Source organism: Mesorhizobium loti (assembly GCF_003148495.1).
Taxonomy (GTDB): domain Bacteria; phylum Pseudomonadota; class Alphaproteobacteria; order Rhizobiales; family Rhizobiaceae; genus Mesorhizobium; species Mesorhizobium loti.
Genome location: NZ_QGGH01000005.1, coordinates 17997 through 32230, shown reverse-complemented (window position 1 = coordinate 32230; position 14234 = coordinate 17997). Strand labels below are relative to the sequence as shown.

At 63.6% G+C, this 14234-nt stretch carries 14 protein-coding genes; 10 read left to right on the top strand and 4 right to left on the bottom strand.

Going from position 1 to position 14234, the window contains the following annotated elements:
- The first annotated feature begins 29 nt into the window (after window positions 1-29).
- Window positions 30-392, top strand: a complete 363-nt coding sequence (locus tag C8D77_RS19860; RefSeq protein WP_109666875.1) for a nuclear transport factor 2 family protein — start codon at window positions 30-32, stop codon at window positions 390-392.
- A 32-nt stretch (window positions 393-424) separates the two neighbouring features.
- Here C8D77_RS19860 and xylB read toward each other — a convergent pair whose 3' ends face one another.
- Window positions 425-1879 carry a xylulokinase gene (gene xylB, locus C8D77_RS19855; protein WP_109667704.1) on the bottom strand — a complete coding sequence of 485 codons (1455 nt, stop codon included), beginning with the start codon at window positions 1877-1879 and terminating at the stop codon, window positions 425-427.
- A gap of 81 nt (window positions 1880-1960) precedes the next feature.
- Window positions 1961-3283: a tetratricopeptide repeat protein gene (locus tag C8D77_RS19850; protein ID WP_109666873.1), complete on the bottom strand. Its 1323-nt coding sequence runs from the start codon at window positions 3281-3283 to the stop codon at window positions 1961-1963.
- Between the two features lie 226 nt (window positions 3284-3509).
- Between C8D77_RS19850 and C8D77_RS19845 the strand changes: the two genes are divergently transcribed.
- Window positions 3510-6296 carry an autotransporter family protein gene (locus C8D77_RS19845; RefSeq protein WP_109666871.1) on the top strand — a complete coding sequence of 929 codons (2787 nt, stop codon included), beginning with the start codon at window positions 3510-3512 and terminating at the stop codon, window positions 6294-6296.
- 51 nt (window positions 6297-6347) lie between these two features.
- Here the strand turns inward: C8D77_RS19845 and C8D77_RS19840 are convergent, their stop codons facing one another.
- Complete coding sequence (locus C8D77_RS19840) at window positions 6348-6971, bottom strand: LysE family translocator (protein ID WP_109666870.1); 624 nt, start codon at window positions 6969-6971, stop codon at window positions 6348-6350.
- A gap of 97 nt (window positions 6972-7068) precedes the next feature.
- On the bottom strand, window positions 7069-7191 hold the full coding sequence (locus tag C8D77_RS38820) for a hypothetical protein (RefSeq protein WP_013528283.1): 123 nt from the start codon (window positions 7189-7191) through the stop codon (window positions 7069-7071).
- A 239-nt stretch (window positions 7192-7430) separates the two neighbouring features.
- On the opposite strand from C8D77_RS38820, the gene C8D77_RS19830 reads away from it, so the two are divergent.
- From C8D77_RS19830 to C8D77_RS19795, 8 genes are all read left to right on the top strand, one after another.
- The gene (locus C8D77_RS19830) at window positions 7431-8198 is read left to right on the top strand and encodes a L,D-transpeptidase (RefSeq protein ID WP_109666868.1); all 768 of its coding nucleotides are present in this window, start codon (window positions 7431-7433) and stop codon (window positions 8196-8198) included.
- A gap of 86 nt (window positions 8199-8284) precedes the next feature.
- Entirely contained in the window at window positions 8285-9451 is a 1167-nt protein-coding gene (locus tag C8D77_RS19825; protein WP_109666866.1) for a diphosphate--fructose-6-phosphate 1-phosphotransferase, read from the top strand.
- A gap of 17 nt (window positions 9452-9468) precedes the next feature.
- Window positions 9469-10188 (top strand): MBL fold metallo-hydrolase, encoded by a 720-nt coding sequence (locus C8D77_RS19820; RefSeq protein WP_109667701.1) that lies wholly within the window; start codon window positions 9469-9471, stop codon window positions 10186-10188.
- Between the two features lie 246 nt (window positions 10189-10434).
- Window positions 10435-11961 (top strand): DegQ family serine endoprotease, encoded by a 1527-nt coding sequence (locus tag C8D77_RS19815; protein WP_109667698.1) that lies wholly within the window; start codon window positions 10435-10437, stop codon window positions 11959-11961.
- 152 nt (window positions 11962-12113) lie between these two features.
- Window positions 12114-12725, top strand: a complete 612-nt coding sequence (locus C8D77_RS19810; protein WP_109667695.1) for a sulfite oxidase-like oxidoreductase — start codon at window positions 12114-12116, stop codon at window positions 12723-12725.
- Window positions 12722-13468, top strand: a complete 747-nt coding sequence (locus tag C8D77_RS19805; protein ID WP_109666864.1) for an FAD-binding oxidoreductase — start codon at window positions 12722-12724, stop codon at window positions 13466-13468. The genes C8D77_RS19810 and C8D77_RS19805 overlap by 4 nt, the downstream gene beginning before the upstream one ends.
- 124 nt (window positions 13469-13592) lie before the next feature.
- The gene (locus tag C8D77_RS19800) at window positions 13593-13826 is read left to right on the top strand and encodes an AbrB/MazE/SpoVT family DNA-binding domain-containing protein (RefSeq protein ID WP_109667693.1); all 234 of its coding nucleotides are present in this window, start codon (window positions 13593-13595) and stop codon (window positions 13824-13826) included.
- On the top strand, window positions 13823-14227 hold the full coding sequence (locus C8D77_RS19795; RefSeq protein ID WP_109666861.1) for a type II toxin-antitoxin system VapC family toxin: 405 nt from the start codon (window positions 13823-13825) through the stop codon (window positions 14225-14227). Before C8D77_RS19800 ends, C8D77_RS19795 begins: the two co-directional genes overlap by 4 nt.
- The last annotated feature ends 7 nt before the right edge of the window (window positions 14228-14234 follow it).

Here is a 14234-nt window from a genome sequence, read left to right as displayed (position 1 = left end):
TCAAAACCGTCCAGCAAAGGAGACAGACCATGACCGACCTCAACAAGATCGCCCAGAACTACATCACTGCCTGGAACGAAAGCGATGCCGAGCTCCGGGCCGACTTGCTCAAGGCGACCTTCACCGAAGACGTCAGCTATCGCGATCCGCTCATGCAGGGCGATGGCCACGCGGGTGTCGCGGCCCTGATCGACGGCGTGCAGCAGCGCTTTGCCGGCTTCCGGTTTTCGCTGAAGGGCACGCCGGACGGTTTTGCCGACAAGATCCGCTTCTCGTGGAACCTTGGTCCAGAAGGCATTCCTTCCGTCATTGAAGGTACCGACATCGGCGTCATCGAGAACGGCCGCCTGAAGAGCGTCACCGGCTTCCTCGACAAGGTGCCGGCGCAGTGAGCTGGCAAGCCGCGGCGTGGGCGAGAAATTGCTCACGCCGTGGCGACCTTGATTGCCGGATAGAGCGCCCGGTAGCGCTGATAGGCATCGGCATAGACGCCGCCAAGCGCCGCGTCCGGTTCGATCGTGGCATCGGTCCTCGGTGCCGTACAGATTTCAAGCGGATTGGCACCCGTAGCCGCGATCAGGCCGAGCCGTGCGGCACCAAAGGCGGCGCCGAAGTCGCCGTCGGCGGGAATGTCGACAGGCAGTTGAAGCGCGGTGGCAATTGCCTTCAGCCAGTAGCGCGAGCGCGAACCGCCGCCGATCGCCGTTACCCGCGTCAAAGTCGTGCCGGCTTTGGCTAGGGCTTCGAGGCTGTCGCGGAAGGCAAAGGCGACACCCTCCAGCACGGCCTGCGTCAGCACGGCACGGCTCGATTCATGCGCCAGCCCGGTGAACGCGCCGCGAATGGCGGAATCATTGTAGGGTGTGCGCTCACCCGAGAGATAAGGCAGGAAGGACACGCCGCTTGGCGCCTTCAATGTGTCGCTGAGTTCGGCGGTCAATTCGCCGGCGCTCTTCCCGGTGATTTCGGACAGCCAGTTGAGCGAATCGGTTGCCGACAGGATCACACCCATCTGGTGCCAGGTGTTAGGAAGCGCGTGACAGAAGGTATGCACGGCACTTGCCGGGTTGGGCAGGTAGGAAGCATTGGCGGCAAACAGCACGCCCGACGTGCCGAGCGAGACGAAGGCATGGCCGGCGCCGACCGTGCCCATGCCGCAGGCCGAGGCCGCATTGTCGCCCGCACCGCCGGCGATCGGAATGCCGGCCTGGATGCCCCATTTAGATGCCAGTTCGGCACGCAGCGCGCCTGCCTTCTCCGTACCCTCGACCAGCGACGGCATCTGATTCTCGTCGAGCGATGTCGCCGCGAGCAGGTCCGTACTCCAGTGCCGCTTGCCGACATCGAGCCAGGACGTACCGGCAGAATCCGACATTTCCGAAATGTGTTCGCCGCTGAGCCAGAGCCGCAGGAAATCCTTGGGCAACAGCACTTTTGCGACCTTGGCGAAGACAGCGGGCTCGTTGTTCTTCACCCAGGCAAGCTTCGGCGCGGTGAAGCCGGGAAAGACGATGTTGCCGGTCAGCGCGCGGAAGCGCGGGTCGGCATCGAGGACGGCAGCCTCGGCATGGCTGCGCGTGTCGTTCCATAGAATGCAGGGCCGCAGCACCTTGTCGGCGGCATCGAGCAGCGTTGCGCCATGCATGTGGCCGGACAAGCCAATACCCTTGACCGCGGCGAATTCCCCGGGATGCCTGGCTTTGAGGTCGGCAACCGCCTCCTCACAGGCCCGGATCCAGTCGTCGGGATTCTGTTCCGACCAACCCGGATGCAGGCGTGAAACATCGAGCGACGCATGGCCGGAGCCGATGACGGTTTGCCCGGCATCGATCAGCAGCGCCTTGACGCCCGATGTCCCGAGATCGAGGCCGAGATACATGATTTCCTCCCATGCCATTAATTTTTTCGGGTCTCGAAAAAATCTGGCTTGGCCAGTTTTTAAAACAAGATCCGCTTCGGGTCAATTCTCTGACAAATCGGCGGCGCGTCGCGAAAACAGCGCTGACAGCGGACTGTCGGGTCGCGCCATCGAACGTTCTGCCGTGAGCGCCCTGGCCAGCGCACCCTCACCGGCGCGCAGGGCCGCCTCGATCAGTGTCAGGTCGATGACGTCGCGCTGGGCGTGGCTGCCGCCGAAACGATGGGCGATCGACCGGATCGGCCGGATCAGACGCACGGTCTCGGCGTAGCTGCCTTCACCGAACGCCTTGATGGCGAGCGTCAGCGGATGGCCGACATCTCTTGTGAAAGCCGCATTGTCGTCGTTGCCGCGCATGGCTTCGCGCTGCGTCTCGAGCAAGGCGAGGGCTGGCGCATCGAGCCCTGCACCGACAAAGGCCATCATGGCGTGGGCATCGTTGAAGGCATAAAGGCCGGCGCCGGCCTTGCGCCAGTTGGCGGCGAGCGCTCCCCAGCGGTCGCCGACATCGAAACCGCCGAGGTGGAGCCGCCACAGGATTGCCGAGGCATCGACCATGTTGAGCGCCATCGTCGATTGCACGCTGTAGATGGGGCCATCATAGAGCGCCAGCACCTCATCCGTTTCGCCGAGATCATAATGGAACAGCGCGAGGTGCCACCAATTGTGGACCTGCAGGAAGCTCTCCCTTGTCCACGCTTCCGGGTTGGCGCGCATCCAGGCGATGCCATCCCTTTGCCGGCTCTGCATTTCCATGACATGGGCGACGGCATGCTGAGCCCAGCCGTCGCGCGGCTCGATGTCGACCGCCGAGCGGCCGAGCTGTTCGGCCCTGACATAGTCACCCATTTCCTCCAGCCCGAACGCCTGCATGCCGAGCATGGCGTGGTAGCCGGGCATGCCGCTTTGCCAGGCTGGCAGGGCGCGCGCGATACGGTCGCGCAGCATGCGGGCATTGCCGGTGAAGAAATCGATCTGGTGGCCGACCTGCAGCGCCAGCCCGTCGCGCGGGGTCTCGATGGTGATATCTTCAAGAATGCGGCTGGCTTGATGCCAACGCCCGTTGGCGAGGTGACCAAGGGCTGTGACATGCGCCTGCTCGCGCGTGGTCGCGGCTAGCGGCAGTGCCGCTTCATGGCAAGCCTTGGCCACCGCCGTCGCCTCCCGCTCGGTGGCGAGGCCGAAGAGATAGCCCTTGAAGACATGCGCCATGACGAAGCCGGGATCTTCCGCGATGGCGCTGTCGATGGAGGCTACGGGATCGCCGATGAAGCACTGCAGTTCACGCACCGCCTGGCTGTAGGGCGTGAATCCCGCCTCCGTCGCGCCCGAAAGTATCAGGCCGAATGCGTCCCTGATTGCCATGCGATGTCCTTTCATCGATCCGTGACAGGCCATCGATCCTTCGGCCCAAGGCGATCCTAAAGCATGGGCCACGGACACGCCAACCGCGCACTGCGCCAGACCATTTCAGTAGTCTTTGCAGTTTAGCAACCATGCGGGGTAGATTAGGCTTTGTAAAATCGAACGAATTGTGTCTTCATTGCGGCGCCGGGCGGGGGGCTTGAAATCGCGAATCGAGAGGGACGCGATGCGGCATCTGAAGAACGGGCCTCAGAACAGTCGTTCGGAGGATGCGGAAGGAGCAGTTGCTTTGCTACGGCGAAGGCCGCGCCAGCTATATCCATGGCTTATTAGCGTCCTCTCAACTACAGCCTTTGCGTTGCTGCCCAATTCCGCTGCGTTTGCCGCATGCGTGCTGGGCCCATCCGCCGGGAACACCGTTTACACCTGCGATAGCGGCTCATCGGGCGGCAGCCTCGCCGATGCCGACGGCGACAACACGCTGAATTTTCCCGCCGGCGGCACCGGGCAGATATCAGGCAACGTCACCTTTGGCGTCGGCACGGACCGCATCGACATGCAGTCCGGCACCATCACAGGCACCGTCGATCAGGGCGGCGGCACGGATTTCTTTACCATTGGCGCCGGCACTGTCGCCGGCAATGTCCAGCAGGGCGCAGGCATCGACGATTTCAACATGAGCGGCGGCCAAATCGGTTCGCTCAACCAGGGCGATGGCCTCGACACCTTCACCATGACCGGCGGCCGCATCGTCGATTTCTTCGACGATGGCGACCGCGCCGTGATGACCGGCGGTCGCATCGGCCGCGTCAACATGAAGCTCGACAAGAACTATTTCAACATGTCCGGCGGGACCATCGACCGCAACCTCGTCACCGGCTTCGATGAGGACACGATCATCCTGTCGGGCGGCACCATCGGCGGCAACATCAGCGTCAGCGGCGGCAATGACAGCGTGACGGTCACCGGCGGCACGGTCGGCGGCGATATCCTGATGAGCTTTGGCGCCGACAACTTCGTCTGGAACGGCGGCGGCATCATCTATGGCGCTGTCGATCTCGGCGGCGACAACGACACCGCCAAGCTCAGCAACCTCACCAACGCCAATCTCGGTGGCACGGATGCAATAAACGGCGGTCTCGGTACCGACACGCTGACTTTCGACAACGTCGATCTGGACGGGATCGCCAGAGTCCAGAACTGGGAAACCATCAACGCCACCAACGACACCGAGTTGACGCTGGACGGCAATCTGGTGCTCGGCGACAGCGGCACCGGCACCGGATCGCTCAGTGTCGATGCCGCCAGCACGCTGTTCAGCGGCGGCTTCAACGCGGCGATCCAGGCCTTCACGGCCGGCCAGTTGGTGCAGGTCACCAATGCCGGGCGCATCGACCTGACCAACGGCAGCACCGGCGCGACAGATCGGCTGATGATATCAGGCAATTATACCGGCCTGGGTGGCCTGCTGCTCATCCAGACCGAGCTTGGTGACGACAGTTCCGCATCCGACCGGCTGGTCCTGTCGGGCGGAACGGCTTCCGGTTCGACCGGCATCACCGTGGTCAATCTCGGCGGCGCCGGTGCGGCGACCACGCAGGACGGCATCATGGTCGTCCAGGCGGTCAACGGCGCCACCTCCGGCGCCTCCACCTTTGCGCTCGACGCACCGGTCGCCGCCGGCGCCTTCGAATATTATCTGTTCAAGGGCGGCGTCAGCGCCGGCAGCGATGAGAACTGGTACCTGCGCTCTACACTGATCACGCCGGCGACACCGGCAGCGGCTCCACCGGCGCTCGAACCCACCCCGCTGCCGGAACCGGTGGCGCCGGAGACCGCGCCGCCACCACCGCCATCCGAGCTGCCGCCGGTGCCGGTGCCGACCGAAGGCGACATCAACAACCCGCCCGTCGATCCGACGCCGCCGGTACAGGCCAGCGATCCGGAGCCCGAACCGCCACCGCCGCCGCCCGAGGCAGCGGCCGCGGATCCGCCACCTCCGCCACCGGTGGTACCGACGGCGGCGCCCGACCTGCCGACACCGGCCGCGGGAGAGGAAATCCTGCTCTATCGCATCGAGGTTCCGGTCTATTCGGCCTTGCCGCCGGTCGCCGAACTTCTGGCGATGACCACGCTCGGTACCTTCCACGAACGGCGCGGCGAGCAGAGCCTGTTGTCGAACACGGAGCTGTCGCCGGTCTGGGGCCGCATTTTCGGTCAGGACACCAAGATGGCCTGGTCGGGAACGGTGTCGCCGTCTTTCGACGGCACTCTGTTCGGCTTCCAGGGCGGCTTCGATCTGTTCGGCCGAGAAACCAGCTCCGGTTCGGTCGATCGCGCCGGCCTGTTCATCGCCTATGCCAGCATGAATGGTGATGTGCGCGGCCAGGCGCTGGGACAGGACAATCTATCCGTCGGCGGTATCGATCTCGACGGCACCAGTGTCGGCGGCTACTGGACCCGCATCGGCCAAGGCGGTTGGTATCTGGACGGCGTCTTGATGGCCACCTTCTTCGGGGGAAATGCGACATCGTCGCGTGACATCGGCATCGATGTCGGCGGCACCGGCGTCACAGCTTCGTTGGAAGGCGGTTATCCCATAGCGCTAGGACAAGGCTGGACGCTCGAGCCGCAGGCGCAACTGGTCTGGCAGCATCTGTCGCTCGACGATACCTCGGACCGCTTTGCTTCGGTTTCCTTCGATTCCGACGGCAGCGTCACCGGCCGGCTGGGCGCACGGCTGCAAGGCGAGACAACGATCAACGGCATGGCGCTGCAGCCCTACCTCAAGGCCAACATCTGGCACGATTTCGGCGGTACCAGCCATGTCAATTTCGACACCACCGATATCTCGACCGAGGGCAAATCGACCTCGTTCGAATTCGGCGGCGGCGTGATCGCCAAGGTGACGGACAAGGTCAGCATCTTCGCCACCGGCGACTACACCACCAATCTCGGCGGCGACAAACGCCGTATCCTCGAAGGCAATCTCGGCTTCAGCGTTAAATGGTAAGGCCGATCGTGACCCCGAAAAACAGTTTCGGGGTCATGCCAAAAAGAGAGCCTAGTTGCTGGAACGCATCGCCACCGTGGCGATGCCGGCGCCGACCAGCAGCGTGCCGCCGGTGCGGTTGAAGATGCGGATTGCCTTGGGATTGCGCACCACGTTGCGGGCGCGTGTCGCGATCAGCGCGTAGCCGAAGGCATTGGCGAAGGCGAGCGCCAGGAAGGTCGTCTCGAAGATCAGCATCTGCGTCCAGAAATCGGCGTGCCGGTCGAGGAACTGCGGCAGGAAGGCGACGAAGAAGGTGATGCTTTTCGGATTGAGCGCGGTGACCAGCCAGGCATGCGCCATCATCTTGGCCGACGACACCGCATCGGTGCGTGGTTCGGCCTTCAGCGCACCGCCGGCGCGAAACAGTTTCACGCCGAGATAGATCAGATAGCCGGCGCCGATCAGCTTTAGAATGGTGAAGACCGTCGCCGAAGCCGCCAGCAGCGCGCCGATGCCCAGCATCGACAAGGTCATCGCGGTGAAGTCGCCCAGCGCCACGCCGACCGCCATCGGCAGAGCGGTGCGCCAGCCCTGGCCCAGCGCGTACGACACGACCAGCAGGATGGTCGGGCCCGGAATGATGAGAAGGATCGTCGACGCAGCGGCGAAGGCGGCCCAGTTTTCGAAGGACATGCTCGTCTCCTTTGAGCTCAAAGAAGAGGATAAATCCTTAGGCCCGGGAGAATGTAAAGAGGCGATTTCCCCTAACTGCGCCAACGGCAGATCGGTGTCAGTTCGCGCCGCTCAGCGTGCTCACGATATCGGCCAGGCTGACATTGGCACCGAGTACGGTTGCTGCCGCGACAATGGCAGCGGCAAAAAGCTTGATGTCGGTTTTTAACGTTTTGCACATGGAGGCCCCTCGCTGATCGCTTGAGGGGTAGGAAACACCAGTGCCGGGATTATGACCCGTCCGAGGTCTTTTTGTGCAGCAGCTCCCAGTCAATGCTCAGGCAGGAAGGTCGAGCGCCCGCCGGGCAATGCGCATACGCAGGCTGCGCAAAGTCTTCACGCTTTATCAACCATGAATGATGAAAATGCCCGCTATCCGGCCGGACCGTGCTTCCCGCCGACAGTGTAGGGTTTGGGTATATGCGTGAGTTGCCGCAAGGTCTGACGCCGCCGCGAAACGGCGACGCAATCGAAACCGATCATCATCTTTCCCGTCGTGCCATCCTGTCAGGGGCAGGGGCGCTCGCGCTGCTCAGCGCCGCCGGTTGCTCGACCTCGGGCGGCGGCCTGCCCGCACTCGAACTCGACGATACGGTCACCGGTTCCGTGCGACCGATCCGGCCGAGCATCAGCGTCGACAAGAACATCACCAGCCCCGGCGTGATGTATGCCGCGATGACGGATGGCGGCTTCAACGTGCCGGAAGTGCCATATCTCAAGGTCAAGTCGGAGTTCCGCCGCCAGATCGTCGTCGACACGACAGGCGAGGCACCCGGCACCATCGTCGTCCATCTGCAGGAGCGCATGCTCTATCTCGTGCAGCCGGGCGGCGATGCCATCCGCTACGGCGTCGGTATCGGCAAGGACGGTTTTCGCTGGTCCGGCCGCGCCAACATCCAGTACGGCAGGGAATGGCCGACCTGGACGCCGCCGCCCGAAATGATCGCGCGCAAGCCGGAACTGGTGAAATGGCAGGCCGGCCAGCCCGGTGGCCTGACCAACCCGCTCGGCGCGCGCGCCCTCTACATTTACCAGGACGGCAAGGACACTGGCTATCGCATCCACGGCTCGCCCGAATGGTGGAGCATCGGCCAGGCGATGTCGTCGGGCTGCGTGCGCCTGATCAACCAGGACATCATCGATCTCTACAGCCGCGTCTCAAAGAAAAACCCGGTCGTCGTCGCCTGACACGTCACCCGTCCCACTCTTCCGTTGCGCGATAGCGAAAGACAGGCGAATGTGCCTGCGAATTCATCGCTCGGGAGACGTCAGGAATGGCCGGAACTTTTGTTATCGCGCAGGGCGGCGGTCCAACCGCCGTCATCAACCAGACGGTGGTCGGGGCGACGCTGGAGATCCGCAAGCGGCATCCCGGTGCCAAGGTCCTCGGCTCCATTCACGGCGTGCGCGGCATTCGTGACGGCAACTATGTCGATCTCTCCGCCATCCCGGAAGACCGGCTGCGGCTGATTGCCGGCACGCCGAGTGCGGCCCTTGGCTCGACGCGCGACAAGCCGGATGCCGCCTATTGCGATGTCATCCTCAACGGCCTGAAGAAGGCCGGCGCCGACGCTTTCATCTACATCGGCGGCAACGACACGTCGGGCACACAGCAAATCCTGACCGACGCCGCCGGCGGCAAGATCGCCTTCGTCCATGCGCCGAAGACCATCGACAATGATCTCGAGGAAAACGACCACACGCCGGGCTTCATCTCCGCGGCCGAGTTCGTCGCCGGCGCTTTCCTGTCCGTCGACCTCGATTTTCGCGCGCTGCCCGGCATCTATGTCGGCATCGTCATGGGCCGGCATGCCGGCTTCCTGACCGCGGCCGCTGCGGCATGGCAGCTCGACCCCGACAGCGGACCGCACCTCGTCTATGTGCCTGAGCGCCCATTCTCGGCCGCCGGCTTCATCGACGACGTTCGCGCCACGCTCGATCGCCACAAGCGCTGCATCGTCGCCGTGTCGGAAGGTGTCAGCACCGCCGACGGCAAGGCGCTGGTCGAAAGCCTGGTGCCGCCGGACAAACTGGAGCGCGACGAGCATGGCAACGTCAAGCTGTCGGGCAGCGACCTGCCGGCTGCACTCGAGCGTGCGCTGGCAGAAGGGCTGCCGGGCAAGCGAGCCCGCGTCGATGCCCTAGGCTACATGCCGCGCGGCAATATCGGCGCTATTAGCGCGGTCGACGCGCAGGAGGCTTTCGATGCCGGCGCTTTCGCCGTCACTGTCGCCGAACAGGGCGGCGGCTCGGTGGCGCTGCAATATGACGGCACCAAAACGGTGTTGAAGAAAGTGCCGCTGAAGAACGTCGCCGGCAAGACCCGCCACATGCCGGATGATTTCATGAAGCCCGATGTCAATCAGCTGTCGGATGCCGGCATGGCCTATCTCAAGCGGCTGGTGCCGGAAAAGTACAAGGTCGGGAAGCCCTTCGTCTGATGCCAGGCTCACACCTGATGCCGGACTGGTTCAGCAGGCGCATCGTCGACGACAAGACGACGATGCTGACCGAGCCGTTCGTGCATGAGTACCTGCGCGCCAACATCTGGCATCTGCGCGGCCGCGACGCCGATTTGCTGGTCGACACCGGCATGGGCATCTGTCCGCTGGCGCCCGAGATCGAGAGATCCGACGGCAAGCCGCTGCTGGTCGTCGCCACCCACATCCATCTCGACCATGTCGGCTCGCTGCACGAATTTCCGTTGCGGGCCGGGCCAAGGATGAGCGCCGAACAATTCGAGAGCATGGATGAGGCGGTGACCTATGCCTACATGTTCCACGATCTCGACGGCGCCGTCTCGAAACTGCCGGCGCCGGGCTGGAAGGCGGCCGACTACAAGATCCCGTCCGCTCCATTGACGCGGACCCTGGACGAGGGCGACATCGTCGATCTCGGCGACCGGCAGTTCCGTGTGCTGCATCTGCCGGGCCATTCCCCGGATTCGATCGCGCTGTTCGACGAGGTTGACGGCCTGTTCTTCAGCGGCGACGCCATCTACGACGACACGCTGATCGACGACCTGCCGGATTCGGACCGAACGGCCTATATCAGTACGATGCAGCGCCTGCTCGACCTGCCGATCCGCATCGGCCATGGCGGACACGGACCGAGCTTCGACGGCAAGCGTATGCGCGCGATTGCCACGACCTATCTCGGGCGAACCGCCGGGATCTGACGCCCCGGCGGGTAGAAAAGCCCCGCCTGACGACATTATGACCTGCCGTCCGGAGATTAAATCTTCGTAAGGTCGCCCGAAAACCCTAAATCGGGCCAATCTACGCCCTAGATGCAGGCTGTCGATCCGGTCGGCTGCCATGCCAGGCGAGACGGGCAATCGCGACCCTCGACACGCCAGATGGCTGGCTTTCCTGACATGGGAGCGGCCACGGCGACGGATCAACTCTCGCCCGGACAAACGACCATGTCAGATATCCTTCGCAGACATCGCGTCGCGGCCTTGCTGGGCGCTGCGCTGATCATATCCCCTTTCGTCATGTCTTTCGCCCAAAGCGCGGGCAACGCCGTTCCGACAACCCAGACACCTGTCGCCGGCATCACTGCGCCCAATGGCTCATTCGCCCCCATCGTGGCAGCCGACAAGCCGGCGGTGGTGACGGTTACCACCGTCATGAAGGCACAGCCGGAAAGCACGGACGACGGCGTGCCTCTCGGCAACTCGCCATTCGACGACTATTTCCGCCAGTTCTTCGGCGACCAGGGCATGCCCGCTCCGCGCACGCCGCCGCAGGAACAGGCACAGCGGGCCGAAGCACTCGGCTCCGGCTTCATCGTCGCCTCCGATGGCACCATCGTCACCAACAATCACGTCATTGACGGCGCCTCTTCGATCAAGGTGACGCTCGACGACGGCACCGAACTTCCCGCGACGCTCATCGGCCGCGATGCCAAGAACGATCTCGCCGTGCTCAAGATCAAGGCCGGCAAGTCCCTGCCGACGGTCAAATGGGGTGACTCCGACAAGTTGATGACCGGCGACCAGGTGCTGGCGATCGGCAATCCGTTCGGCATCGGCACCACGGTCACCGCAGGCATCGTTTCTGCGCGGGGCCGCGACCTGCACAGCGGACCGTTTGACGATTTCATCCAGATCGACGCCCCGATCAATCACGGCAATTCCGGCGGTCCGCTGGTCGATGTAAACGGCAATGTCGTCGGCATCAACGCGGCAATCTATTCGCCCAATGGCGGCAGCGTTGGCGTGGGTTTCGCCATTCCGTCGGATCAGGCCCAGAAAGTGGTCGCCAAGCTGATGAAGGACGGTTCCATCCAGTACGGCTATCTCGGCGTCGAGATACAGCCGGTGACGCCGGATGTCGCTGGTGCCATCGGCCTCGATCATCCTGGCGGCGCGCTGGTTTCGCAGGTCAATGACGGCTCGCCGGCGGCAAGCGCCGGTGTCCAGACAGGCGACGTCATCACCAGCTTTGCCGGGCAGGACGTGAAGGATCCCAAGGACCTATCGCGGGCGGTCGCCGATGTCGCGCCCGGCGCCAGGGAGACGCTGGACGTCTGGCGCAAAGGCAAGGCGGTACAGATTTCCGTCGCTGTCGGCCGCAACACCGACGATGTGAAGACCGCGTCGGCGGACGACGGGTCCGGCGCGCCAAGCGCCGAGCAAGGCTCGCGCCTTCCAGCGATGGGGCTTGGCCTGATGGACATCACCCCCGACATCCGCGAGCAGATGAATCTCGCCGACAATCAACGTGGCGCGGTGGTTGCCAGCGTCAATCCCGACAAGGCTGCCGCGGCTTCCGGTATCCAGGCCGGCGACATCATCGTCGCCGTCAATCAGGTGCCGGTGAAGAGTGCCAGGCAAGTGACGCAGGCGATCGCCCAGGCCGGGAAGTCCGGCCGCAAGTCGGTGCTTCTGCTGGTCGAGCGGGACGGCGGCCAGATCTATGTCGCAGTGCCTTTCGCCAATGGCTGAGACGTGGCGTTGACGTGAACGCAGGACCGGCGGGGTTCGTCGGTGACGAGCCCCGCCGGCCTCTGCCGTCAAAGATTTCGGTTGCCCGCCACGACATCTTCGAGAACATTGCATCAGGCCGATAGTGGTCTGATGCAATGGGGATTGCCGCGATGGTCACCCGGGGTTTCTCTTCAGGACGGCGCCCACCAACCGATGACGATGCGCGCATACCGCCCGGCCAATATCTCGAACAGGGCTTTCCAGTGCTGTCGGCCGGTCCCACGCCGCGCGTGGGCACGCAGGATTGGTCATTCACTCTGAAACATGGGCCACGGCCGATCAAGAAATGGAACTGGGCCGAGTTCAACGCGCTGCCGCAGACCAAGATGACGCGCGACATCCATTGCGTGACCGCATGGACCAAGTTCGACACGTCGTGGCAGGGCGTGCTGGTCGACGATATCCTTGCCGACGCGGGTTTGGAGCCGCCGACCGGCTTCACGCTGGCGCACGCGTTCGACGGCTACACGACCAATGTGCCGGTCAAGGATCTCACCGCCGGCAAGGCCCTGGTGGCGCTGCTTTACGAAGGCAAGCCGATCACGCCGGACCATGGCGGCCCGGCAAGGCTGCTCGTTCCACATCTCTATTTCTGGAAGTCGGCCAAATGGCTGAACGGCCTGCAATTCACCACTCGCGATGAACCCGGTTTCTGGGAATTGCGCGGCTACCACATCTATGGCGATCCATGGCGCGAGCAGCGCTACACGGACGATCCATGAGCGATGCGGCAGCAGTGCAATCGCCTTGGCAGGTAGCCAGGATCGTCCGCATCGAAAAGCGCACGCCGCGTGTCACCAGCTTCTTTCTCCAGCCGTCTCGGCCCTTTGCCTATCGCGCCGGGCAGCATGTCGACGTCAGGCTGACGGCGCCGGACGGCTATCAGGCGCGCCGCTCCTATTCCATCGCCTCCGCACCCGAGAGTGGCGGCGTGATCGAACTGGCGATTGAAAAACTCGACGACGGCGAGGTTTCGCCCTTCTTCCATGAGGTCGCGGCAATTGGCGACGAAATCGAACTACGCGGGCCGCTCGGCGGGCATTTCGTCTGGCCAGAAGATGGGAATGGCCCGCTTGTGCTGGTCGGCGGCGGTTCGGGCGTCGTCCCCTTGATGTCGATGGTTCGCCATCGCGCCGCGCGCAATTCGAGCGTGCCCGTTGTCCTGGTCTTTTCAGCCCGGGTCTGGGACGAAGTGATCTTTCGTGACGAACTGATCACCCTCGATGATCGCCAGGACGGCTTCGATCTGGTGCTGACGCTGACGCGCGAGGCCGCACGCCGTCCCGCCGATTATTCGCGGCGGGTGGACGTTGCGATGATGGCGCAAGCGATGGCGCGGCTGCCCGAGCCCCCCGGTCTCGCCTTTGTCTGCGGCTCCAATGCGTTCGTTTCCGCCGCCGCCCAGGCGCTGATCGATGCCGGCGTTGCAGCGGAAAACATTCGCACCGAACGGTACGGAATTTGAACGGACGTTGCTAACGCATGACGTCTTGGCTCTGACTGTTCGGTCGGGGCCTGATGCTTCAAGCATTGAAATTCGACCCACAAGGTAATACCTTGCTGAAATATGGTATTACCAGGGAATGAAGATGGCCAACACCGTTACCGCAAAGGGACAAGTGACCATTCCGAAACCGGTCCGCGATCTGCTGGGGATCGTTCCGGGCAGCAAGGTCGATTTCCGGCGCGCCGCCGATGGCAGCGTGGTGCTGGCTCGTGTTGACAAAAAGCCGCCTGCGAGCCGCTTCGCCAAGTTGCGCGGCCATGCCGGCGAGGGGCTCACGACCGACGCGATCATGGCGCTGACGCGTGGCGAAGCGTGACCTTCGTCGACACCAACGTTCTGCTCGACCTTGTCACGGACGATCCCAATTGGGCGGACTGGTCGGTTGCGCAGCTTGAGGCCGCGAGCCTTGATGGGCCGTTGCTGGTCAATGATGCGGTCTATGCCGAACTTGCCGTTCGCTACATCCGCATCGAGGATCTCGAGGCCTTTCTGGATGCGGCCGGTCTCGAAATGGCTCCGATGCCAAGGGCCGCGCTTTTCCTTGCTGGAAAGGTATTTACGCAATACCGCCGATCAGGAGGATCGAGGACCGGCGTGTTGCCGGACTTCTTCATCGGCGCCCATGCCGCCGTCGCCAGGCTTCCGCTCCTGACCCGTGATGTCGGCCGCTACCGGAGCTATTTTCCATCCTTGAGGCTGATCACTCCGAGCCCCTGATGGCTGC

Bases quoted from the DNA above. Each gene is read 5' to 3' on its own strand.
- C8D77_RS19860 (WP_109666875.1), top strand. From the start codon at position 30: ATGACCGACCTCAACAAGATCGCCCAGAACTACATCACTGCCTGGAAC.
- xylB (WP_109667704.1), bottom strand. From the start codon at position 1,879: ATGTATCTCGGCCTCGATCTCGGGACATCGGGCGTCAAGGCGCTGCTG.
- C8D77_RS19850 (WP_109666873.1), bottom strand. From the start codon at position 3,283: ATGGCAATCAGGGACGCATTCGGCCTGATACTTTCGGGCGCGACGGAG.
- C8D77_RS19845 (WP_109666871.1), top strand. From the start codon at position 3,510: ATGCGGCATCTGAAGAACGGGCCTCAGAACAGTCGTTCGGAGGATGCG.
- C8D77_RS19840 (WP_109666870.1), bottom strand. From the start codon at position 6,971: ATGTCCTTCGAAAACTGGGCCGCCTTCGCCGCTGCGTCGACGATCCTT.
- C8D77_RS38820 (WP_013528283.1), bottom strand. From the start codon at position 7,191: ATGTGCAAAACGTTAAAAACCGACATCAAGCTTTTTGCCGCTGCCATT.
- C8D77_RS19830 (WP_109666868.1), top strand. From the start codon at position 7,431: ATGCGTGAGTTGCCGCAAGGTCTGACGCCGCCGCGAAACGGCGACGCA.
- C8D77_RS19825 (WP_109666866.1), top strand. From the start codon at position 8,285: ATGGCCGGAACTTTTGTTATCGCGCAGGGCGGCGGTCCAACCGCCGTC.
- C8D77_RS19820 (WP_109667701.1), top strand. From the start codon at position 9,469: ATGCCGGACTGGTTCAGCAGGCGCATCGTCGACGACAAGACGACGATG.
- C8D77_RS19815 (WP_109667698.1), top strand. From the start codon at position 10,435: ATGTCAGATATCCTTCGCAGACATCGCGTCGCGGCCTTGCTGGGCGCT.
- C8D77_RS19810 (WP_109667695.1), top strand. From the start codon at position 12,114: ATGGTCACCCGGGGTTTCTCTTCAGGACGGCGCCCACCAACCGATGAC.
- C8D77_RS19805 (WP_109666864.1), top strand. From the start codon at position 12,722: ATGAGCGATGCGGCAGCAGTGCAATCGCCTTGGCAGGTAGCCAGGATC.
- C8D77_RS19800 (WP_109667693.1), top strand. From the start codon at position 13,593: ATGGCCAACACCGTTACCGCAAAGGGACAAGTGACCATTCCGAAACCG.